We start from the raw sequence: 23,878 nt of genomic DNA, 5'->3' as shown, positions 1-23,878 counted from the left end.
TGGTTTTAGATAACAAAATCTAAACTATTATCTCATAATTCGAACATTCATTTCTTCCACCTTTTTATCCGATAAAAGAGATGGTGCTCCGAACAATAAATCTTCGCTAGAACCCGTTTTTGGAAAAACCATAACCTCTCTAATGGATGCTTTTTTCTCTAAAATTATGCTAACCTGAATAAATTTTAAATTTTCATTCATTTATTTTAACATCTTCTCCAATATACCTAACGATATATTTAACTTCTCTTTTACCACTAATACGATTAACCTCAAAAGTTTTTTCGACTTTATGATTTGTCAACATTGCTTGAGTCAAAGTATTCTTTTTATTCAAATCTTTTAGCCAATTAATATTTTCAACATATACATTTTCAAATCTGCAATTTTCAAATTTATTCTCTGCAAAATTAGAATATTTATACATACTACATTCTTCTATAACTACACCATCAAAATTACAACCTGAAAAAACACATAATCCAAATCCCGCTGTAAATTTCAAATCTTTAAAATTACATCGAGCAAACCAACTATTATCTATCTCAGAATTAAATTCAATATTCTCATAATCAAAACTAGCAGCAAATGATGTTGAAATCATATCACCGACAAATTTCATATTCTTTAGACTACCATTAATTCTAAATGAATACGAATAATCAAATAAGTATTTAATTAAATTATCATCCCCAATAATAATATTGGTAGTAGCAAGACTTGATCGATAATAAAAAACCCAGAATAATTCAAAAATAGCAATAGATTTCTCTATAGAACTTAAACGATTATCTCTGATACTATATTCTAATAAAAAATCATCTTGTAGAAGTTTATCAAAGAGAGGTTTTGACAAAAGAGCAATCTCTTTTTTTTCTGATTCTGAAGCATTAATAATTATATTTGTTAAGTTTTCTAAAGTGGCATCGCCTAATTTTTTTTGACCTATTAATCGATCCAATAAATTAAAGTATTTCTCTCTATTAACAGTTTTGTAATCTCCATAACTATCTTTATCGAGCAACAACTTTTTATTTTCTTCCCACATATATTCTGCTGTCAAATATTCCCATAATGAGTTATGAAAAAATTCAATAGCCGTGTCCGACGAATCATTGGATTTGGATTCTTGGAAGTAAAAACTGATTAATAAATATTTACTAATCTCTTTTATTTTTTCTTGAGAATAATTTATACTATCATCAAAACATTTATTTATAAATTCAGTTGTTGCATCTAATTCAAGTAACTGATTAATTGTAATATATAATTTTGGTGATTGATAAATTGCAAATGCTATATTTCGAATATAATCTCTTAATAGTTTTTCATAACGAAATGGATTATCCTTTAATGTTTGTTTAATGTAACTTAGCTGACCATTTTTATCCCAACTTCGCATTGCTAACGAATTAAAAATTTTATCATAAACAACAGTTCTGGAATCTTGTTCTTCAATATCAATATCAGATATGGCTATAAAATACAACAAAACAGCTTGTTGCAAAAGCTCTAAAATATGTTCATACTTTTTATCAGTTAAAATTTTATCAATTTTCTCTACCAATTTATTCTCTGGATAAAATTGCTTAAATTTTTCAGAGTATTCTTTTATTTGTGAACTATTCAAAGTACTTAACTGAATTACAGAAGAACGATCAATACAAGAATCATTAAGCTTCAAATAATTAAATCTCGAAGTCAAAATTATTTTTAAATCTTCATTTGATTGTGTAGTGCTTTTTAAACGTTCATATAAATTCCGTAAATCACCATCATTTAGACCACCACTCATATAGGCCTCATCAAGACCATCTAAAACCAATATGCATTCATTATTTTGAAAGTCGAAATTTTGATTAATTTGTCTTTGGATTTCATTAAAAGGAGTATCAATAAAATCTCTTGCAACTAAATCTCTAATTTTCACAAAAAACAAAGGAATTTTTGGAATCCCATCTGATTCAACTATATAATCATACACTAATTTACTACAAAATGAAGTCTTACCTTGACCTGGCTGCCCAAGAACAAAAAGTAAATTATAACTATTTGTAAAATTTGGATGCTTTTTATTTTTAAAGTAATAATCTTTTAGAAATAAATGAGTAGATATCTCCTTTTCTAGTCCATTAAATTCACTTATACTTTCTGCAGTTTTTGAAGTAAAGCTATTTTTATGAATTTCAAAAAAAGGTTCAACGTATAGATCTTTTAAAGTTTCTTTACATTCAGGAATGTCTGACTGAAGAGGTTCTACAAAACTTTTGATTAATTTCTTATAATAATCCAATTGTTTCAACATTTTTTTATTTTCATTGAATATAGGATTATCAAAGTATTCTATTAATGATTTATATATTTCTCTATTCTCTTGAAATTCATCTTCAAGATTTATTCTAAAATCATTAAAATAAATAAAATTTAAATCATTAGGATATTTAATATTCAAGAGATCTAAATACTCTTTAAAAAACAAATATGACTCGCGTAAATAATTTGGATTAAACTGGATAATATCTTCAAAAAATTCTCTTTTAATTACCACTTCCCTTTCTAAAAAGGAAACAATATTTGATTCAAGCAAACTTGCTTTCAAAACCAAATCGGCTTCTTTGTTTAGTTCTTGTTGTCCATATTTCTTTGCTAATTCAACATTGGTTTTTTGTATCGTCTTTAAGAGTAACAAAAAGGCCTTTTGTTCGTTTGTATTTTCAATTCTTAAAGTTTCTGTTAAAACAGTTCCAATATTAAAGTCAAAAATATTTTTAACAACTTCTTTTAAGTTAATCGTGAGTTTTAATTTTGAGAATTTTAGTTTAATTTCCATATATTATATTTTTCAACAAATGTAGTACATTTTCTATATTTTATCACATTGAGAATTCCATAAAAAAAGCGAATTCATACTTTTCAGTACAAATCCGCTTTTACTATTTATTTTAGATTTTAAAAATCTATTATCTCATAATCCTCACATTCATTTCTTCTACCTTTTTATCCGATAAAATAGACGGTGCGCCAAACAATAAATCTTCGCTAGAACCTGTTTTCGGGAAAGCCATAACTTCTCTAATGGATGCTTTTTTCTCCAAAATCATCATCAAACGGTCGATTCCCCAAGCGATTCCTCCGTGTGGTGGCGCGCCGTATTGAAAAGCTTTGTACATCGTTCCTACGCTTTTTATCATTTCTTCTTTGTTGTATCCCATATTTCTATAAGTTGCTTCTAGAATCTCTGATTTATGTGCACGAACTGAACCTCCACCTATTTCGTAACCGTTTAAGATAATGTCGTATTGTTGCGCGATGATAGTTCCGATTTCTTCATCAGTTCCATTCATATGTTTTTGCAAATCATAAATTGCAGGCATCGAAAAAGGATTGTGCGTAAATGTCCATCTTCCTTCATCCGTTCTTTCAAACATTGGAAAATCAACTACCCAAGCTGGACATAATTCCTTCGGATTGATTAAATGCAATATTTTACCTAATTCTTGACGAACAGCATCCAAAGCTTTGTTTGCCGTTGCATAATCTGCTGCCGAGAAGAAAACAATATCTCCTACTTGTGCATCAGTCGCTTTTATGATTCCTGTCGCAATATCTTCTCCTAAAAACTTAATAATTGGTGATTGCAGTTCGTCTTCATTTACAATAATATAAGCCAATCCACCTAAACCGTGCTGTTGCGCAATAGCGGTAAGATTTTCGATTTGGCCTTTAGACATACGCTTATTTCCTTGCTCTTTAGCCGAAACTTTGATGCATTTTACAATTCCACCTTCTTCAATAGGCTTACTAAATACTTGGAAAGTCGTATCTTTTACGATATCGGTAATGTCTTGCATTTTCAATCCGTAACGTAAATCCGGTCTGTCGCAACCATAGAAATCCAATGCTTCTTTATAGGTAATCACTTCAAACGGACGTAAAATCCATTTGTTGCCATAGATTTTCTTCACTACTTCATTAAACATTTTAGTGTTCAAATCAATAATTTGCTGCATACTGGCGTAAGCCATTTCTAAATCCAATTGCGTGAATTCCGGTTGACGGTCTCCACGAGAATCCTCATCCCTGAAACAACGCGCAATTTGGAAATACTTCTCATAACCACTCACCATCAACATCTGTTTGAACTGCTGAGGCGCTTGTGGCAAGGTATAAAACAAACCAGAACCTTTACGAGTTGGAACAATAAATTCACGTGCTCCTTCATCGGTTCCTGCACTTAAAATTGGCGTTTCAATTTCTAAAAATTCCTCTTCATCCAAAATGTCACGCAATAATTTAATTACTTTATGACGGTTTACAATCGCTCTTCTTACTTCTTCATTTCTATGATCCAAAAACTTGTATTGAAAACGAATAGCTTCATTTGTTTTTGCAGCTCTTTTAATTTCAAAAGGCAATGTTTTAGACAAGTTTAAAATTTCTAAAGCCGAAGTTTCTAATTCGATTTTACCAGTACGTAATCCTGCATTGTAATCATCTTCGTTACGACCGACAACAATTCCAGTTACCGAAATTACAGATTCTGGTTTCAATTTCACCAACTCATCAATATTAGGAAATGATTCTCTGCTGATTCTAACTTGAAAAATCTCATAACTGGAATCACGCAAATCAATAAACATTAATTCACCGTGGTCACGAACACTGGCAACCCAACCCGACAACATCACTTCTTCACCGATGTTTCCTTCGGATAATTGCGAAATTTTATGTGTTCTGTACGTGTCCTTTATAATAATTGGAATTTCAGGAAGTGTTTCTTCTTGACTTTCTTTATTCTCAACAATTGTTTCTGTCGTAACTTTTTCAGCCGCTTCCTTCTTTTCTAAAATTGCGGCAGCTCCTAATTTGCCTAAAATAATTTGACGAATTACTTTTCCATTCGCTCCTTTTCCGATAACGCCTAAAACTTTACCAACTAAAATACCCGCTTTTCCTTGGTCTCCCGCTTTAATATCATTGGCAACAGCCTCATTTTCTAAAAGCACTTTAGCAATAACTTCCTGAATTGTATCTTCAGAAATAGTATTGTCATCAAAGTACTTGTTGTAGTCAAAAGTGCGATCTTTCAAATAAGATGTAATGGCATTTTGAACCAAAACTGCCGTAATTTTTTCGGCTTTGAATAATTTGAAAATATCCGTTAAATGAGCTATACTATGAATTTCAGCGTAATCTTCAGCCTTAATATTGTTCGCCAAAGTTTTGGCAACAAACGAAGGATCTTTGATTTCGTTATTAATTTCCACAAATGTTTGCGAACGCAACTTATCTGCGGTAAAGAACTTAGCATCTTGCGGCAAAACACCTCCGTTAATCAAAATAGATTCAACAGCATAAGGCAATGCGCTTGTATCCACTTTAATCGCTTCAATCTCCGCTTTGATATTTACAAAAGGTAAATCGGGTTCCGAAATAAAACGGTAATCCGCTTCAAATTCTTTTTTACGCATCACTTTGGTTTGCTTTAAATCAGCATCCCATAATACAGTCGTTTGATCAGGTCTAAACTCTTTGTGCTCAATAAAATAATTGAATTGTTTCTCCACTTCTTCTTTCAAAGCTTCGATCATAAACTTAAACGAGTTCAAGTTTTTAATTTCCGTTCTTGGGTTCAATTCGTAAGAATGTTTTTTGCGCAAAGAAACCGAAACATCCGATTTAAACTCTCCTTTCTCCAAATTCGCTTCAGAAATCCCTAAGTTTTGAACTATACGCTGGATGTATTGTGCATAAGTTGAAGCATCTTCAATATTACGAATACAAGGTTCCGTAACAATTTCAATCAATGGTACACCCGCTTTGTTGAAATCGACTAACGAAATCTTCTTTTCGTGCATCAATTTCGCGGCATCCTCTTCAATATGAACCTGGGTTAAATTTACGGTAAATTGCGTACCGTCATTTCGGTAACAAGAAACGTGTCCGTCAGGAATTATTGGATTGTGAAATTGCGTGATTTGAATATTTTTTGGATTGTCCGGATATTCGTAATGCTTTCTATCCCAAGAGATAATTTCATTACTGAATGACGAATCGACCGCTTTACCAAAATAAATCGCTTTTGTAATCGCCTCTTTGTTCAAGGCAGGCAAAACGCCCATTTGTCCCGTACAAACCGAACATATATTTTCGTTAGGTGTTTCTATTTCTTGATTTGGACAAGAACAAAACAACTTGGTTTTGGTATTCAATCGAACGTGAGTTTCCAGTCCAATTACCAATTCTAAATCGTGGGCTTTTAAAGCCGCCGTTAATTGCTCCAATTCCATTATATTGTATCTTTTAAGAAGTTTGCGAACTTCAACACTAATTCATCATTATTTTTTGCTGCCGTAATTTGCAATCCAGTACTCGTTCCTTGTGGCACGGTTAAAGTTGGCAATTGCCCTAAACTAAATCCAACCGTATAAGCATCGGACAAATACATCGCCAAAGGATCTTTTAAACTGTCTCCAATTTTGGGAGGAGTACTTGGTGTAACCGGCGATAAAATAATATCCACCTCTTCAAAATCTTTACTGAAGTTTTCAGAAATCTGATCTCTCAAAGCCAATCCTTTTAAATATATTTCATCCGAAAAACCTTGAGACAATACTTGATTTCCACCAACAATTCTACGTTTTGTTTCTTCTGAAAAATTTTCAGAACGGGTAACGGCATAAGTTTCAATTAGATTCTCGGCTTCAATTCGGTTTCCGTAATTGGTGCCGTCCAAACGAGATAAATTCGAAGCCGTTTCCGCCATTGCCAGCGTATAATACGTCGAAACCAAAATATCCGATTTGAAAAAGTCCAATTCTTTTACTTCAATTCCTCTGGCTTTTATTTTTTCGATGCTTGCCAAGAAATCCCCTTTTATTTGGGCATCGATAGCGTCGCTTTCGATAAAGTTTTTGAAATACCCTACTGTTTTCACAGGAGAAGTCGCAATTGCTTCTTCGCTAATTTCTGTTGAAGCGACTGATGTTTGATCTTTTGGATCTTTCCCACTCATTACATTCAACACAATTCGAATATCTTCAATTGATTTTGCCAATGGACCAACGCAATCTGTAGAAGAAGCATAAGCCATTAGACCAAATCGAGAAATTCTTCCGTAAGTAGGTTTAAAACCATAAATATGATTGTACCCGGCAGGCTGACGAATTGAACCTCCTGTATCTCCACCAATAGAAAAAACAGTATAATCTTTTGCCACATTCACAGCAGATCCACCACTTGAACCTCCGGCAACTAATTCTGGATTGATGGCGTTTTTTACAGCACCAAAAATGGTGTTTTCACTGGAAGATCCGTGACCAAAACTATCACAGTTTTCTTTTACCAAAGGAATAGCACCTGCATCCAATAATTTCTGGATTGCAGTAGCCGTGTAAGGCGATTTATAATTTTTCAACAAATCAGAACTTGCCGTAGTGTAAGTTCCTTGCACCATATAGACATCTTTAATTCCAAAAGGAATTCCTTCCAGCAAACCTATTGTTTCTCCGTTTGCAATTTTCGCATCGACTTTAGCAGCTAAATCTAGTGCCAAAGTATCCAATAAAGAGTTTACAGAGTTATAGGTATTTTGCTTAAGTAAGTCTAATTTTTCTTGCACCAAAGCTGTACAAGTTATTTGTTTTGACACCAATTGTTGGTGTATTTTTTTTATTTGAGATTCCATCTTATCCTTCTATCACTTTTGCAACCACTAAAAAACCATTTTTCTTGTTCGGGAAGTTTTCTATAATGAGCTGTTTCTCCATAGCCGAACTCTCCATCACAACATCTTCTCTTAAATCACTCACGGACACACAATTATGATTGACATTATTCAAGGAATTATTATTTGTTGGAATTGCATTTTTAATCACCTCAAATAATTGGTTCACGGACTCTGAGGGCTGTGCTCCTTTAATACTCGACAAGATGTCGACTGTCATTGTTTTGCTCATAATTTCGTTTCGTTTTAAAGTCAAACTTTTAAGGTCGCGAATTTACGAAAAGTTTTATTAGGGATTTCTATTTTTTAATGATTTAGAAGGTTTTCAACCAAAGAATACACTAATTTAACATTATGTTTAATTTTGTTATAATATGTTAGATTGTTATAAAATGAATCCTGTTAAGAAGAATGGAACACGGATGAAACAGATGCAAGCATCGCGGATTTTTAAAAGAAATTATCCTATTACTTTGAATAAATAAACAATTCCGGCAATTATAAGCATTATAATTCCTATCCAATGTTTGAAGTTTCCAGCTTTTATCTGAAATTTATAAAGCTTATCATTTTCAGTAACATCTTTACGCCAAAGCTTATGAATTTTATAAAAAGCAAAAGCCGCTCCAAAAAAAGAAAAACTACAGATTAAATGCATATAATTCATTTGCAAATTATCTAATTTCTTCGATCAAATACTTCGTTCTATTTATTTCAAAAGTAAATCCCACTTCATTCCCCATCAATTTATTTCCTAATAGAGAACAAGAGGAAACAGAAATAATAGTATTACTATCAAAAAGCAAGTATTTATTTTGTTTATCAGTACTTTAAAATATATTTTTAATATAAACAATTTTGTTTACATTTGTAATATGAAAGACATTCTTAAAATAATAAAAGGCGTACATCCTGGCAAATTTGTAGAGCGCGAAATGCTTAAAAAAGGTATTAACAAGCGACAATTTGCCATTGCAATTGGGGAACATCCGCAGACTCTAGGCGCCATAATAAAAGGGACTCGCAGAATGAATGTTCCTCTTTCTTTGAAAATTGAAGAAAAACTGGAATTAGAAGAAGGTTTTTTGATGACTTTGCAAAATTATTATGACATCAAAGTTTTCAAGAAAAAAAACCAACGAACACCCGATATTTCTAAATTAAGAAAAGGCACATTTTGGGATACCACAATCGATAAAATTGATTGGGAACAAATGAAAGTTGCCGTTGTAAAACGTGTTTTTTCGAGAGGAACCGAGGAAGAACAAGAAGAAATCACCCGTTTTTATGGTGCTGATACGGTTGAAAAAATTAAATTAATGAAACATCAATTGTAAGCGTTTTGGAAAATTTACATTGGAATACCGTTTCGCCTTTGCTCAAAGAAATTTTGATCGATTTGATGCAAGAAGAACTATTTTCGCCTTTCCGATTGGTGGGTGGCACAGCCTTGAGTTTGCAAATTGGACACCGAATGTCGGTTGACATTGATCTTTTTACCGATGCCGATTATGGTTCTATCGATTTTGAAAAAATTAAAACATTCTTAAAAAATAAATATGATTTTTACAATACAAGTCACGTAGAAATTATTGCTTTCGGTACGTATTTTGAAATTGGAAATTCAGAGAGTGATTTTATAAAATTAGATTTGTACTATACCGACCCGTATATAGATTCCATTCAAGAAGTTTCAACCATCAGAATGGCTAGTATTCAAGAAATTATTGCCATGAAATTGGATGTGATTTTGCGAGGCGGACGAAAAAAGGATTTTTGGGATTTACATTATTTTTTGGACAAAATTCCGATAGACGAAATGATTTCTTTTTTCGAAAAACGATACCCTTATACCGATGGCGCTCTAAAAATCAAAGAGATGCTCGTTAATTTTGATGCCGCCGATTTAGATTTTGATCCTAATTGTTTGCTTGATAAAAATTGGGAAATGATAAAAATTGACTTTGCAGAAAAACTCTTCTTGCTTTGAAATTATCAACTAATTTCTTCAATCAAATACTTCGTACCATTAATCTCAAATTGAAAACCCACTTCATTTCCCATCAGTTTATTTCCCAAAGGCGATTGTGGAGAAAGAGCAATTACATTGATTCCTTCTACAGCAATTTTAGGAAGCGCTGCACTCAAATAAAGGTAAATTCCATTGGCTTTGACCAAGCTGCCCACAATAATAGTTTTGGCAATTGTGGTCGAATCAATTTTATCTAAAACTGCTTTTTGAGCCAATACTTCTTTCAATTTGTGATTGAGTTTTTCTTGTTCGATGTGCATCATTGATAAAGCCGTTTCGTGTTTATCGCCAGCAGAACCTTTGGCATCGTTTTTTGAATCTTCGGTTAATGCGACAATCATATCCCTGAAAACATCGATTCTGTCCTGGACTAATTGTAAATAATGTTGGTGTATTTTTTGTTTGAAAGTCATAGAATTTTGCCATAAAGGCGCTAAGTCACAAAGAAAAAAAATAATATTTGTTTAAATCAATCACAAAAGAACAAAAAAACTTTGCGTCTTTGTGTCTTTGTGGCAAAAAACCTTGTGTCTTAAATTAAAAATCAAATTTATAATTCGCTCCCAAAACCACCTGAAATCCCTGAACTGGGTAGTCCAGCCATTTTTGATAGGATTTGTTCGTGATATTATTCGCTCTCAAAAAAGCTGTCAAACGTTCACTGTATTTGAATCCAAGGTGCGCATTTACATCAAAATAACTATCCAATGTTATTGGACTTGGAGCGGTAACATAAACGATGTCCGTATTCAGTTTTTGGTCTTTTCGTTCGCCTACAAAGAATACTTTCGCACCGGCATACCATTTTTCGGTAATGTTGAAATCTACTTTGGCGTTTAATTTTATGGCCGGCAAATTCCAGGCTTCCGCTTGAAACTCATTCGTATAACTGCTAAAAGTTCCGTCAATTCCAAAAGTCACATCCTCCGAAATATCGGCTTTTAATTCGCCATAAAAACTTACCGTTTTCGTATCGTCATAAACCACTTGAAGGGAATTTCCAAAAGCGTAATCTTCATTGGTAATATCTTCGTTATAATCATTGCTTTTGAACAAAGCTTTGTCTCTTTCGTTCACATAAGATCCACGAATATTGTAACTCACGGTATTGGTCAATTTTCCTTTCAAACCGGCGAAAACATCATACTGTTTGTCTGTTGGTGCAATGTTCAAGGTTGGCGACAAATAAGGATTTGCATTGACAAAATCCGAATAGGTGTTTTGTTCCAAATTCCCCTCGGCTCCAGCGTAGAAAATCATCAAATCGCCGACCACTTTATAGGAAGCATTAATCTGTGGATAAACCAAAAATTTGTTGTTATCGTTTTCTAAATCCGAGCTATAGAACAAGCCAAGACCAATATTCACTGTCCAATCGTCCTCATTCATTACAAAACTTGGCACTATTCCAAAATTGGCAAAACCATATTTTATCGGGTTTGTATTTGAATAATTTTTCTCGAAACTTCCTCCCAAATAATCCACAATAACATTGGTTTTTACGGCTTTGTCACTGATGTTGAATTCCAAAGAAGGCTTCACAAAAAATCTATTTTCCGAAGAACCAAAAGCATCCGAAAAATGATTGAATTTCACGCTCGCTTCTTTCAAAACACCTTCATTCAAACTTATTTTACCGCCCAAATAAATGTTGTTGTAACTTTGTTGTGGATTAATTCCGTCAATCAAATTTTCTCTATCAATTGGAGTTAATGAACCACCAAAATCCATTGGCAATCCGTACCAATTGTAGATTTGATTTTGAAAGCCCAAATCCACATTCCAAGACAAGTCATTTTGGCGAACGCCATACGTCAAATCAATGGAAGTATCATAAAATGAATCCTTCAATTCAACGTCATTTATTCCGCCTTGCGAGGAAAGATGACGAAACATTCCGCCCACATAATCATTGGCTCCCAACTCTTGATTGACGAATAATTCGGCATTGAAAGTTCCGTAATTTCCACCTCCGAAAGTGGCGTAATTATTAAACAAATGGGCTTGTTTTTCTTTTTCAACCCCTTCGGCTTTCCCTTTGGATGGCGTGAAAGTCGAAGCCACCGGAAAGGAAAAAATATTGTACTTAACAGGTTCTTTTTTGGTATTTTCAGCATCGTCAAGCACGGGAGTTTCGCTTACTTTGAAGGCATCCGAAATGGTTGGCGTATATGGTTTTACCACATTTACCACTTCTGTTCCAATATTTTCGTCCTTTTTTTGGGCGAAAGAAAATTGGGCAATTAGTAATAAGGTAAAGACTATTATATTTTTGAAATTGATTTTCATAAGTTGATTGTATTTTTATTCCATTTTGTCATTTCGACGAAGGAGAAATCACATTTATTGCTCTCGTTATGGGATTGCTTCGTTCCCCGCAATGAATTAATTAGTTACGGATGAATTTGTTTTGGCTTCTTCCCTTTTGATGGTATCCAATTCTGTTTGAGCTTCCGAAACTACATCCGGAAAATCGGTGAAGTTTTTTATCACGCTGTCCAAAATATAAGTTGCTTGAAAACTGTCTTTCAATCCGTAGAAATTCTTTGCCATCAAGATTAAACCTTTGGCTCCAAAATATTTGTAACCAGAATAATTCTTGGCCAATTTTTGAACTACCGTGTTTGAATCTTCAAATTTTCCATCCTTGTTTTTGAAATAAGCTTCATAATACAAGGCTTCGGCGGCCAATTCACCTTTGGCAATGGTTTGCAATTTGGCGTAAGCCGAACGCGCTTTGGTTTCATCTCCCGTTTGAATTGCCGCGCGAGCAATGATAATCTGGGCATCGCTTTTTACATTATCGTCCGTTTTTGGGTTGGCCAAAACCTTTTCGGCATACACAACCGAATTGGGATAATCCTTGTTTTCGTAATAACATTTCATCAAATTGGATTGGGCGAATGTTTTGTTCTGTGGAAAATCGGCTTCGTTTTCCAATCGAGTCAAGACTGAAATAGCTTTCGTTTTATCGTCGTTTTTCAAGAAAATTTGTGCCAATCGCGCCAAAGATTGCTCCGTAAATTCACTTCGAGGCTGTTCAATAACATACTCATAATTAGAAGCTGATTTGCTTTCTTGCCCATCGGAAAAATAAGATTGGGCCAAATAGAAATTAGCTTTCAAGGAATGGATTCCTCGTGGAAATTTGGCAACATAACCACTAAATCCAGATATGGCTTGCTTAGTATTGTTTTGCAAATATTGTTTTTCGGCAGCTTCGTAAGTATCGTTGTCCAATTCGGCATCGGTCACGGCAACAAAATCCAAAGTACGAACCCAAGTGGCGTATTCATCCACTCTTCCGTTATCGACATAAATTAATCGAGCTGTGGAAACGGCTTCCAAGGCTTCGGAAGTTTTCGGAAAATCGGCGGCGACTTTCTTTAATTTAATCAAGGCTTGTTCGTCTTTGTCGGCATTGTAATACACCAATCCTTGACGCAAAATCGCTTTGGAAGTGAACGAACCGTTTTTGAATTCGGCATTCAATTTGTCGTAGGTTTTTATCGCCAAGTCTTGTTTGTTATCGGCAACATAGGTATTTCCAAGTTCGAAAAAGGCGTCATCACGGTATTCTGATTTGGGATATAATTGCAAGAAAGCATTGAGTTCTTGAATTTTCTTGTCGTTTTTGGAAACAAATCCGTAGCACAAGGCTTTTTGGAAATAGGCATAATCCGCATCGACACTTTTCAATTCGATGACCTTGTTATAAGCTTCTAGAGCCGAAGTATATTTTGAAGTCACGAATCGGCAATCGGCCAAACGCAAATAAGAATCGTGCAAACGAACCTTGTCGTCTTTCGCATTATCAATCTGGTTCTGGAAATAATTTCCCGCTTGATCGTATTCCTTCAACTTGAAATACGAATACGCAATATTGTAATTGCAGTTTTTGTATTCCGGCGTTGTTGTGGCGGCAGCTAAACCTTTAAATTGTTGGTAACTTAACAAAGCATTTTTGAAATCGTTCAAAACATACTCGGTTTCACCTTTCCAGAACGTGGCTCTTGCGGTGAATTTGGCATCTTTTTGTTGGTTCAATGAATTTTCGAATTGGGTTGCCGCTTCCTGATAGTTGGAGTCCGTGTACAATTCCAATCCTCTATAAAAAGTGACTTTTTGGTAAGCCAATTTGTTTTCGGGAGATTTGTTCTTTTCCAACAAGACCAATGCTTCCTTGTAGTTTCTGGATGAAATATAGGAATCGATCAACAATCTTTCAATTTCGGATGTATTGGCATTATTTGGATATTTTTTTATAAAAGCCATCAAAACAGCGGGCGTACTTTGATAGGAATTCCCTATTTCGTAACTCAATTTGGCATAATTCAAACTCGCGTCTTCCTGAATGGCAGCATCAAATTCCATTTCTGAAGCGTTCTTGAAAGCGTTCAAGGCTTGTTGTTTTTTATCCAAGTTCAAGTAGCTTTCGCCCAAATGATAATAGGCATTCTGGGCTACAAAATCTTTTCCTTCTATGATTTTATTGAATTGTGAAATGGCGTTTTCATAATCTTTTTGCTTGTAATAAGCATAGCCTAATTGGTAGAAATCGGTGTTGTTCCATTTTCCTTTTTTACCTTTATACAATGCTAAATACGGAATGGATTTGTCGTATTGTTTCAAATTGAAATAGCTTTCGCCAATGATTTTATTCAATTCCGATTGTTCTAAAGCATTCGATTTGGGCATTGCTTTCAAGCCCAAATCAATCGCTTTTTGGAAATTTCCCAATTTGAAATTCATGTCGGCTTGGTAATAGGACAATTTTTCCTTGTATTTTTCTTCGCCCGAAACTTCGTCAAAATACTTCGTAGCTTGCTTGTAATCATCGCCTTCATAAGCCATAAAACCCAGGTAATACTTGGCTTGTGCACCATATTCAGCCGAATTCACCACTTTATTAAAATAAGTTGCGGCCTCTTTTTTGTTTTTGGAACTAAAAAAACTGTAGCCTTTTTGGAAGTTGTATTGGTCTCGGTCGCTGTAACTCAAATTATTTTCATCGACTTTTTCGAACCATTCCAAAGCTTGGGGATAATTGCCTTGTGCAAAATAATAGTGAGCCACTCCTATGTAAGCCTGATTTTGTTTTCTACTTGTGGGATAATCCGCCACGAATCGTTCCATCAACACATCAGCTCCTGATTGATTGGTGCGAATGGCGCAATTGGCAACATAATAAGAACAGTCGGACTTGAGTTCTTCATTGGCCGCAGCCGATTTCACTTTTTCGAAAAGCAACTGTGCCGAAGCGTATTGGCGTTCATTATATAACGAAAGAGCTTTGTCGAAATCTTTCGAATCGTGAGTGTAAATTGCTGATTTTTGGGCTGAAATGGACAGGGATTGAATAAAAACAAACAAAAAGAAGAGCCAAGAAATTTTATGCATTGCGGTTTTGATTTAATAATTCAAATATATCATATTCTGAAGGGTATAACGGAAGGCAAACGGTTTTTATTATGAACAAAAGTTTTAACAAAAAGCAAAAGCCAGATAATGACTCTCGCTGTACATAAAATTATTTTTTTGCTTGCTCGTGTGCTAATTGATAATTACATTTACCAAATAAAATCAGAACTATCATGTCAAAAACCGTATTGTCTTTAAAAAACGTAACCATTGCCCAAGGAGGAAAAAACATTTTAACAAATGTAAATCTACAAGTAAATCACGGTGAATTTATTTATATTATCGGGAAAACGGGTTCAGGAAAAAGTACTTTCATGAAAGCCCTTTATGCCGATTTGCCTTTGGCTGAGGGAGAAGGACGAATTGTGGATTTTGATTTGGCGACTTTAAAAGAGGACGATATTCCGTTTTTGAGAAGAAAGATAGGTTTTGTTTTCCAGGATTTTAAATTATTGCCCGATCGTTCCGTAAAAGACAATTTGTTGTTTGTGTTGAAGGCAACTGGATGGACAGAAAAAGAAGAAATACAAAACAAAATTGACGAAGTTCTGGATAAAGTTGGGATGAAAGCCTACATCGACAAAATGCCGCATCAACTTTCGGGTGGTGAGCAACAACGAATTGCCATAGCGCGCGCTTTGCTGAACAATCCCGAATTCATTCTTGCCGACGAACCAACCGGAAATCTTGACCCCCAAACCAGCATTGAAGTTCTTGACGTTTTGAAAAAAATCAATGCCACCGGAAAAACAGTCATTATGGCCACACATGATTATGCCATGTTGATGAAATTCCCATCCAAAACATTGAAATGCGAGGATTCCCATATTTTTGAGGTGGTTCAAAAAACGGTCTAATGCTTTCTATACAAAACGCTAATCTACTTTATATTATCTAATTAATTCCAATTGAAACAGCAGATAATCGTCATTTCAGGCATTAATATGGTCGAAGGTGGTATATTTACCATTTTGGATAATTGTTTGCAAAAAATCTCCAATTATTCTGAAAACAAAGAGCTAAAAGTAATTGCATTAGTCAACGATAAATCAAAATTTGACTATCCAAACATAGAATATATTGAGTTTCCAAAGTCGAAGAAATCTTGGTTTTTACGATTATATTACGAATATTTTTATTTCAAAAAACTTTCCAAAAAAATAAAACCCGATGTTTGGTTTTCGCTGCACGATGTCAGTCCAAATGTTGTGGCAAAAAAGCGTTTTGTGTATTGTCACCACGCTACTCTCTTTTATAACGCAAAACTAAAAGATTGGAAATTCGATTATAAAATAGGTCTGTTTTCAGTATTATATAAATATCTTTTTCAAATTAACATTACTAAAAATGAGGCTGTTTTTGTACAGCAACATTGGATTAAAAAGGAGTTTAAATCACTTTTCAATATAAAAAACGTAATGGTTAGCATACCCGAATTTATTCCAAATTTCGATTTTAAAGAAATTATTTTGGACACTTCAAAAATTCATTTTTTTTACCCTTTGATTCCTCAAAGTTTTAAAAATATTGAATGTATCGGAGAGGCTATAAAACTACTTCCTGAAAACATAAAATGTAAAATAAAAATACATCTAACTGTAAAAGAGGGAGATTCAAATTATGCTAATTATATAATAGCTAATTATACAACAACAGCAATAAATTATATCGGAAAAATAAATCGCAAAGAGGTTTTTGGATATTACGAAAAAATGGATTGTTTAATTTTTCCTTCTAAATTAGAAACTTGGGGTTTACCTATCAGCGAAGCAAAAGCATTCAAAAAACCAATGTTATTGGCTAATTTACCTTATGCCAAAGAAACGATGGGAGATTATAACAAAGTCTCTTTTTTTGATGTTGATGAACCCGAAGAATTGGCTGCATTAATTACCCAATTTGCAAATAAAACAATTGCTTATCAAGGAAACAAGTATGCTTTTGACGAAAGTTCTCAATTCAACGATTGGAATTCCATTTTTGATTATATACTTAAAGACTAAACAATGGCTTTTTTCTCAGTAATTATTCCGCTATACAACAAAGAAAACCATATTGAGGAAACCCTAAAAAGTGTTTTAAATCAAAATTTTCAGGATTTTGAAGTTATCATTGTTGAAGATTGTTCAACAGACAATAGCAACCTGAAAGCTGAATCTATTATTTCCGAAAAAATAAGAATAATTCAGCACGAAGTTAATAAAGGCCTTTCGGCATCAAGAAATACCGGGATTCAAAATTCAAATTCGGATTTTCTGGCTTTTTTAGATGCTGATGACATTTGGCATAAAGAGTTTTTAGAAAAAATTCATCAACTAATACAAGAATTTCCAAAAGCACATTTGTTTGCAACTAATTACGTGGAAGTATATTCAAAAAAAGTAGCGGTAAGTCCATCCTCAAATTTAAATAATTTCATTAAAGATGACATTATACTGGATTTTTTTGAAAGTAATTTGTACCAAAACATATACTGTCCTTCGAGTTTATGCGTAAAGAAAGAGCTTTTTGAAAAAATTGGGGGCTATAATACAAAAATCAATTACGGTGAAGATATTGATTTTAATATTAGAGCCAATAGCACATTCAAATTAGCTTATTCAAATACCGTTTTAGTCTATAATATTATGTATGCTGAAAACAAGATCACCAACAGTGGTTTAAAGAACAAGACCATAACCGATTTTGATTTTTATGAACCATTGTCCGTTTCAGACAAAAGCCTAAAAAAATATTTAGACATTAACCGCTATATGATGGCGAGTAATTATAAAAAAGAAAATGATTTGGTTAATTGGCAAAAATTAAAAAAAGGCATCCATAAAAATCCCGAAATTTCTGGATTAAACTTAAAACAAAGAATATTATTGGAATTACCTCCTTTTGTCTTACAATTAATTTCGAAACTCAAACTTGCTTTTTTAAAAAAGGGAAAGCGATTTTCCAGTTTTAACTGAGAATAATATTTTCCACAAAAAAAGCATTCCATTGATTCATAACCATTTTCAAATCATACTTAACAACGCTTTGATGTGCCTTTGCGCCTATTTTAATCCGCAAATCTTGGTTTTCTATCAGTTCCAGTAATTTAGAAACAAATTCTTTTTCATTCCCATTTTCAATCAAAAATCCATCTTCGTTATTTTTTACTATCGCTCTTGGTCCTGTTGGACAATCATAGGCTATAACTGGCAAACCACACATCATTGCCTCTAACAAAACCATAGGAAAAGCTTCACTTCGAGAAGTCATTACATAGATTGAACTCGATTGATATTTTGAAATAATATCAGAAACAGGTCTTAAAAAAACAACATTATTTTCAATATTCAATTCTGAGGATTGCAGTACTAATTTATGATTTTCATTATCTTCACCATAAATTTCTAATACCCAATCGGGGTGTTTTTCTGTAATTTTTTTGCAAATTGGCAATAATCTATCCAACCCTTTTTCGTAAGAATGACGAGAAACTGCAATAATTTTTTTTGATTGCAAAGTTGCCAACTTATCAACTTGAAACCAAATTGCATTTGGAATTATTACAGCATTTTTAATATTCCATTCTTCAAAACTTTGGGGAGACAAAACAATACAAAAATCAAATTTATTAGCTAAAAAGCCTCTATAAAGAACTTTTATTTTTCGTCTAAAAGTATGATAAATCGAATTACCGACGAATAACTCCTCATTAAATTTTGATCCGTGAGGCTCAAAAATAATAGGGATTTTAGTTTTTAGTAAATAAGGAATTAGAAAAGATTTAAAATAAAAATTTAATGTAATAATGTAATTTGGATTTTGCTCGTTAATTATATTTTGAATCTTAGTTTTATACTCTATAATTTCAGCAACTTTATTTTTGGATAACTTAATGTCAATAATTTTTATTTTAGGATTAAATTCAAAAAATAATGGCCCATTTCCGTTATTTTCAGTTACTATAATTACCTCATATCCAAAATTTTCAACAAAATAATTAGTTTTGGCAGCCAATACTCTTGCTACACCACCTTGATTATTTATAGCGGAAATTATATATAAAATTTTCATTTTCCTACAATTATTTTCTTTTTTATGATAACGTTATTGGCATTCAACAATCCAATAATATTCTTTTTTTCTAACGGAAAATCAGAAAGTAAATAACCGGTCGAACTTAAACTTGGATTAAATATTTTTACCGTAGCAATTTTATATTTTTTGTTTTGGTTTAACACTAATTATTTCTTTAATTTAGTCTCAAATATATTAAATTAAAAATCTAATGCAAGATACTACTTTGGTAACCGTCATTTGTTCGTGTTTCAATCACCAAGAATTTGTTGGTAAAAGTATTCAATCTGTTTTAAACCAAACCCACAAAAAAGTTCAAATAATCGTTGTTGACGACAATAGTACCGATAATTCCGTAGAGGAGATTGAAAAGTACGTAATACAAAATCCAGAAATTATTTTTATAAAAAACAAAACCAATCTTGGCATTACAAAATCAGTTACCAATGCTATGCGTTATGTCAAAGGCGACTATTTTATTGATTTGGCAGCCGACGATGTTTTACAACCTAATTGTATTGAAATTCAATTAAACACATTCAAAAACAGTCATTATAAAAATCTGGCTCTTGTTTATGGAAATGCAGAATTGATTACTGAAGATGGAAACCATTCTTCTTATTATTTTGATGTTGACGAGGATTTAAAAACTAAAACCAAAAGGCCTTCCGGAAATATTTACAGTAATGTTATTAGTTCCGAAACGATAATTTGTTCCGTTTCGTCAATGTATAAAAAAGAGATTTTCGACAAGTTAAATGGTTATGACACGACCTTATCCTATGAAGATTTTGATTTTTGGATTCGAGTTTCTAGAGATTATAACATTGAGTTTATTGATGAAATTTTAATAAAAAAAAGAATCACAACAAACTCCTTGCAAACTACTTTATATACCAAAAAAAATAAAAATAGTTATTCAACATATATCATTTTAAGAAAAGCATATAAACTCAACAAAAACAAGAATGAGCATACGATTTTAACAAAAAGAGTGAATTTTGAAATACTAAACTCATACAGAACAGGCAACTATGTTTTAATGCTGAAAAACATGTATCTCCGTTTTCAAATTGGTTTAAAATCAATATAAAGAATTATTTTGTCTGCAAAAAATCATTGTAGTCGCGTATGTAATCTGCTTCATCAAAAACTTCAGAAGCAACAACAAGACAAACAGCTCCTGACGAAAAATTTTGCAATTCTCTCCAGGTATTGTTTTTTATGAGCAATCCCTTGTCTGGTTTATTTAGAGTAATTGTAGTGATCGATATTCCATCTTTTAGAACCACGTCAAAACTCCCGGAAATGGCAATCAATACTTGTTGTAGCTTTTTATGGGAATGCCCCCCTCGTATGGATGAACTTGGGATATCATACAAATAATAAACTCTTTTGATATCAAATGGAATCACGTCATTTTCAATAACCGCAATATTCCCCAAACTGTCTTCTATTTTAGGAATTTCAATAATTTCTATTTTCATAATTCTATGTAGACTTGTTATAAACGTCTTCTAATTCGACCAAATTTAATCATTGTTTTCGAACATCTAATGGAAATTTCCGAATGTTTTTAACAGGTTATGTTTACAATTATTATACACAGCTCTTCGTTTTTTAATAAAAAACTCATTAGTCCTACAGGTTTTTATTTACAAGAATTTTATCTTGGCAAATAAAGACAATCAGTGGCTTCTTCTTTTCAATTCACTTTTTTACCATACCCGTTTTTCTTTAAACTTCAAAAGTAATTCCCAAACCTCTTCAAGCTCTCCTAATTTTAACATCCAACAGATAAATACATAAGCAATCAATCCAAGTAAACCTCCGAAAAATAATTGCAGGACTAAATTATCCATAAAACTAGACAACACAATTACTGGAATTGCCATTCCTGCTGCAGCAACAAAAACAGGCAACATATCTTTCAATTGATGAATTGGACCATAACCATAAAACTTCCCCGGAAGGTATGCATTTATTAAAAAAGATAGGGCAGATGTAATAACATGTCCAATTATCATTGCCTTTACTCCTAGAGGAATTGTAACTACCATGGCAAGCAGCGTCAGCGGTAATTTAGACAAATCTACTTTTAAAAATAAATCAGAACGCCCGATTGCATTTAACAAATTCAAATTGACAGCACTCATTGGAAGAAAAATACGTGCAAAAACCATCCATTGCAAAAGTGGAATTAGGGTAGCCCATTTCTCTGTGAGCAATAGAATGACGATTGGTTTTGCCAGCAAAGCAATAAGTGTCATAATCGGGATAATAAAAAAAGCTGACATTCGAATCATTCTGCTATAAATAGAAACCAACTTTTCTTTATCATACTGAACTGCAGTAAGAATTGGAAATGTAGCCTGTTGCAAAACACTAACAATTGTACCCGCAGATAGGTCTGCAAAACTTTTAGCTCTAGTATAATAACCTAATGAAGCCGCTGGATAAAATTTACCCAAACAAATATTATAAATATTATTTAGTAATTGAGCATACAAACCAGCTACCAATAGTTTTGACCCAAAATCAAATAAAGATTTAAAAGATTTTTTTGAAAAGGCAATGGATGGACTCCAATTACTAAAAAACCATAAAGAAATTGACGAAGCCAAAGATCCAACAAGGATTTGAATAACCAACGACCAGACACCATATCCATTTATTGCCGATAATACCCCAGACAATCCACCTACTATCATCCCTGCCAGATTACTCTTGGCAATAGATTTAAAATCAACAGCAATTGTTAATTTCGTTCGCGGAACTATTGCAAAAGCATTTACAAACAAACTCAAACCCAATATTCTTGTTAGATCGATTAATTTTGGTTGCTCAAAAAAACGGGAAATAAAAGGGGCCGAAAAAAACAGCAACAAATAAAAAAAACTGCTTACAACTAAATTGAACACAAATAAAGTTGAAAAATCAATTTCTTTCCTGTCTTGCCGTTGAATTAAACCCATTCCCAAACCACTTTCGATAAAAGTTTGTGACAAAGCTATAAAAATAGCCAGCATTCCCATTAAACCAAAATCCTCCGGTATCAAAATTCGAGCAAGCACTATACCCACAACGAATTGCCCGAATTGAACAGCAAATTTATCAATCGCAGACCAAATAATTCCTTTTGTAGCGGTTGATTTTAGAGAGGTATTGTGCATTTAAAAAAAATTAAAATTTATTGTACTTCACTTCTCGATTCAATTATAATCAGTATTATTTTAGGCATTGTTCTTCTTAAAGCCGAACATCTATTACCTGCCCAGTATAGTTAGACAACAAAGCCTGAATGCATCTTAAAGCAACTACATCTGGTTTCAATAAAGTATCTTCTGGTTCACTGCCAAAATTTTTCATCCTCATTGGTGTTTGCGTGCGCTCTGGATTAATACAATTTACTTTAATACCCAGCGTTTCCCATTCTTGAGAAATTGCCTGAACAAAATTAACAGTGGCTGCTTTAGTTGAAGAATAAATACTGTAAAACGCTCTACCTCTGGTATAAGAACTAGAAGTAAAAAACAAAATATGTCCCTTCGACTCTTTTAAATAAGGTAAAGACGCAAGAGCAACGTTAACCATTCCAAAATAATTAATATTTATGGAATCAAGAATGGTTTGGGAGTCCATAGTTGCTAATGGTTCCTTATGCAATACCCCGGCAGTGTTAACAATAAAATCAATTTTCTTTTCTATCTGAAACACTTTGTCCAATGCGTTCTTAACATCTTCTATGTTGGAGACATCAACGTTATTTTCGCTACGAGAAAAACTATAAACACGAACACCATTCGAAAGACCTAAATCCACAACACTTTTCCCAATCCCATAAGCCCCACCAAAAACGACCATAACCTTATCTGCCAAGCATTCTTGTGATAAATGTATATTTTGAATTTCGACCGAACGCAATTGAAATAACTTGTCCAACAAATAAGTATCCTCGGGATAAGTCAACTTCATATTGACCTCTTCACCATTTACTACAAATATCTTTTCATGAGGCAAATACTTGCTTACAATTCCGCAATCATCAGTAGCTTTGAAATTTTCATCTTTAAGAGCCAAATCATATGCTTTTGCAATAACCTCCTGTTTAAAACCTTGGGGAGTCTGTCCCCTACGCATTTTAATCCTGTCTGGAATCGTGGTTATAATATCGTTTTCCACCTCAATAATTGTGTCGGCAGAACTAATGGCAACGTCCACTGCATTATAATTATCCATTGATTTCACGACATCATTGATAATTCTTTGACTAACCAAAGGACGAGCCGCATCATGAAAAATCAAATTAGCTTGTTCAAAGTCTTGGTAAGCATTCACTGCCGCAAGGCTGGAATGGTATCGTTCTTCTCCCCCAATCAAGATACGTTTTACTTTTTGCCATCCATTTCTAATAATCATGTCTTCTACCATAAATAGATAATGATTACTAATCACGATTGCAATTTCGTCTATTAATTCATTTCGTTCAAATGCGTCAACTGCATGTTCTATAACCATCTTCCCTGCAACTTTAAAAAACTGTTTGGGCAAAGATTTTTCTAATCTACTCCCTACTCCTCCGGCTAAAATTACAGCTATGTTCATCTATTATATATTTTTTAAGTAAATCCTGAATTTCAAAA

General features: G+C 33.2%; 19 protein-coding genes. 6 read left to right on the top strand and 13 right to left on the bottom strand.

All coding sequences use genetic code 11. The features are described from left to right. Positions 1-27 precede the first annotated feature (27 nt). The 6 genes from OZP13_RS02090 to OZP13_RS02065 all read right to left on the bottom strand — a co-directional run bounded on the left by OZP13_RS02090 (position 28) and on the right by OZP13_RS02065 (position 8,393). The gene (locus OZP13_RS02090; RefSeq protein WP_269242065.1) at positions 28-201 is read right to left on the bottom strand and encodes a hypothetical protein; all 174 of its coding nucleotides are present in this window, start codon (positions 199-201) and stop codon (positions 28-30) included. Continuing rightward, positions 194-2,830, bottom strand: coding sequence for an nSTAND3 domain-containing NTPase (locus tag OZP13_RS02085; protein WP_281298472.1), 2,637 nt, complete (start codon positions 2,828-2,830; stop codon positions 194-196). The genes OZP13_RS02090 and OZP13_RS02085 overlap by 8 nt, the downstream gene beginning before the upstream one ends. Positions 2,831-2,960: 130 nt before the next feature. Next, positions 2,961-6,290 carry a bifunctional amidotransferase subunit GatB/aspartate--tRNA ligase AspS gene (gene gatB/aspS, locus OZP13_RS02080; protein WP_269242061.1) on the bottom strand — a complete coding sequence of 1,110 codons (3,330 nt, stop codon included), beginning with the start codon at positions 6,288-6,290 and terminating at the stop codon, positions 2,961-2,963. Next, positions 6,290-7,687, bottom strand: coding sequence for an amidase family protein (locus tag OZP13_RS02075; protein ID WP_269242060.1), 1,398 nt, complete (start codon positions 7,685-7,687; stop codon positions 6,290-6,292). The genes gatB/aspS and OZP13_RS02075 overlap by 1 nt, the downstream gene beginning before the upstream one ends. A 1-nt stretch (position 7,688) precedes the next feature. Next, positions 7,689-7,958, bottom strand: a complete 270-nt coding sequence (locus tag OZP13_RS02070) for an Asp-tRNA(Asn)/Glu-tRNA(Gln) amidotransferase subunit GatC (protein ID WP_281298471.1) — start codon at positions 7,956-7,958, stop codon at positions 7,689-7,691. 228 nt (positions 7,959-8,186) lie between these two features. Then, positions 8,187-8,393 carry a hypothetical protein gene (locus OZP13_RS02065; RefSeq protein ID WP_281298470.1) on the bottom strand — a complete coding sequence of 69 codons (207 nt, stop codon included), beginning with the start codon at positions 8,391-8,393 and terminating at the stop codon, positions 8,187-8,189. 208 nt (positions 8,394-8,601) lie between these two features. Between OZP13_RS02065 and OZP13_RS02060 the strand changes: the two genes are divergently transcribed. Together OZP13_RS02060 and OZP13_RS02055 are read left to right on the top strand one after the other, a co-directional pair. Further along, positions 8,602-9,063: a helix-turn-helix transcriptional regulator gene (locus tag OZP13_RS02060; RefSeq protein ID WP_281298469.1), complete on the top strand. Its 462-nt coding sequence runs from the start codon at positions 8,602-8,604 to the stop codon at positions 9,061-9,063. A 5-nt stretch (positions 9,064-9,068) separates the two neighbouring features. Then, a complete protein-coding gene (locus tag OZP13_RS02055) occupies positions 9,069-9,716 on the top strand; it encodes a nucleotidyl transferase AbiEii/AbiGii toxin family protein (RefSeq protein ID WP_281298468.1) in 648 nt (215 codons plus the stop codon). Positions 9,717-9,721: 5 nt separating this feature from the next. Here the strand turns inward: OZP13_RS02055 and OZP13_RS02050 are convergent, their stop codons facing one another. The 3 genes from OZP13_RS02050 to OZP13_RS02040 all read right to left on the bottom strand — a co-directional run bounded on the left by OZP13_RS02050 (position 9,722) and on the right by OZP13_RS02040 (position 15,158). Further along, positions 9,722-10,171, bottom strand: coding sequence for a hypothetical protein (locus OZP13_RS02050; RefSeq protein WP_269242055.1), 450 nt, complete (start codon positions 10,169-10,171; stop codon positions 9,722-9,724). A 124-nt stretch (positions 10,172-10,295) separates the two neighbouring features. Then, positions 10,296-12,047 carry a TonB-dependent receptor gene (locus OZP13_RS02045; protein WP_269242054.1) on the bottom strand — a complete coding sequence of 584 codons (1,752 nt, stop codon included), beginning with the start codon at positions 12,045-12,047 and terminating at the stop codon, positions 10,296-10,298. A 96-nt stretch (positions 12,048-12,143) separates the two neighbouring features. Further along, on the bottom strand, positions 12,144-15,158 hold the full coding sequence (locus OZP13_RS02040; RefSeq protein ID WP_281298467.1) for a tetratricopeptide repeat protein: 3,015 nt from the start codon (positions 15,156-15,158) through the stop codon (positions 12,144-12,146). 194 nt (positions 15,159-15,352) lie between these two features. On the opposite strand from OZP13_RS02040, the gene OZP13_RS02035 reads away from it, so the two are divergent. From OZP13_RS02035 to OZP13_RS02025, 3 genes are all read left to right on the top strand, one after another. Next, positions 15,353-16,036, top strand: coding sequence for a cell division ATP-binding protein FtsE (locus tag OZP13_RS02035; RefSeq protein WP_281298466.1), 684 nt, complete (start codon positions 15,353-15,355; stop codon positions 16,034-16,036). Positions 16,037-16,387: 351 nt separating this feature from the next. After that, entirely contained in the window at positions 16,388-17,182 is a 795-nt protein-coding gene (locus OZP13_RS02030; RefSeq protein ID WP_281298465.1) for a glycosyltransferase, read from the top strand. Positions 17,183-17,185: 3 nt separating this feature from the next. Further along, positions 17,186-18,136, top strand: coding sequence for a glycosyltransferase family 2 protein (locus OZP13_RS02025; protein ID WP_269242048.1), 951 nt, complete (start codon positions 17,186-17,188; stop codon positions 18,134-18,136). On the opposite strand, the gene OZP13_RS02020 is transcribed toward OZP13_RS02025, so the two are convergent. Beyond that, positions 18,129-19,232 (bottom strand): glycosyltransferase family 4 protein, encoded by a 1,104-nt coding sequence (locus OZP13_RS02020; protein WP_281298464.1) that lies wholly within the window; start codon positions 19,230-19,232, stop codon positions 18,129-18,131. The two genes, OZP13_RS02025 and OZP13_RS02020, sit on opposite strands and share 8 nt — an antisense overlap. A gap of 214 nt (positions 19,233-19,446) precedes the next feature. On the opposite strand from OZP13_RS02020, the gene OZP13_RS02015 reads away from it, so the two are divergent. Next, on the top strand, positions 19,447-20,328 hold the full coding sequence (locus tag OZP13_RS02015; RefSeq protein WP_281298463.1) for a glycosyltransferase family 2 protein: 882 nt from the start codon (positions 19,447-19,449) through the stop codon (positions 20,326-20,328). A gap of 4 nt (positions 20,329-20,332) precedes the next feature. Here the strand turns inward: OZP13_RS02015 and OZP13_RS02010 are convergent, their stop codons facing one another. The 3 genes from OZP13_RS02010 to OZP13_RS02000 all read right to left on the bottom strand — a co-directional run bounded on the left by OZP13_RS02010 (position 20,333) and on the right by OZP13_RS02000 (position 23,840). Continuing rightward, positions 20,333-20,722 carry a sugar 3,4-ketoisomerase gene (locus tag OZP13_RS02010; protein WP_281298462.1) on the bottom strand — a complete coding sequence of 130 codons (390 nt, stop codon included), beginning with the start codon at positions 20,720-20,722 and terminating at the stop codon, positions 20,333-20,335. A 231-nt stretch (positions 20,723-20,953) separates the two neighbouring features. Further along, positions 20,954-22,408, bottom strand: coding sequence for a lipopolysaccharide biosynthesis protein (locus OZP13_RS02005; protein ID WP_281298461.1), 1,455 nt, complete (start codon positions 22,406-22,408; stop codon positions 20,954-20,956). A 76-nt stretch (positions 22,409-22,484) separates the two neighbouring features. Then, on the bottom strand, positions 22,485-23,840 hold the full coding sequence (locus tag OZP13_RS02000) for a bifunctional cytidylyltransferase/SDR family oxidoreductase (RefSeq protein ID WP_269242044.1): 1,356 nt from the start codon (positions 23,838-23,840) through the stop codon (positions 22,485-22,487). Positions 23,841-23,878: the final 38 nt, after the last annotated feature.

It is taken from the genome of Flavobacterium limnophilum, from assembly GCF_027111315.2.
Classification (GTDB): Bacteria; Bacteroidota; Bacteroidia; order Flavobacteriales; family Flavobacteriaceae; genus Flavobacterium; species Flavobacterium limnophilum.
The sequence above is the reverse complement of the archived record's forward strand: the minus strand, read 5'-3'. Positions and strand labels throughout refer to the sequence as shown.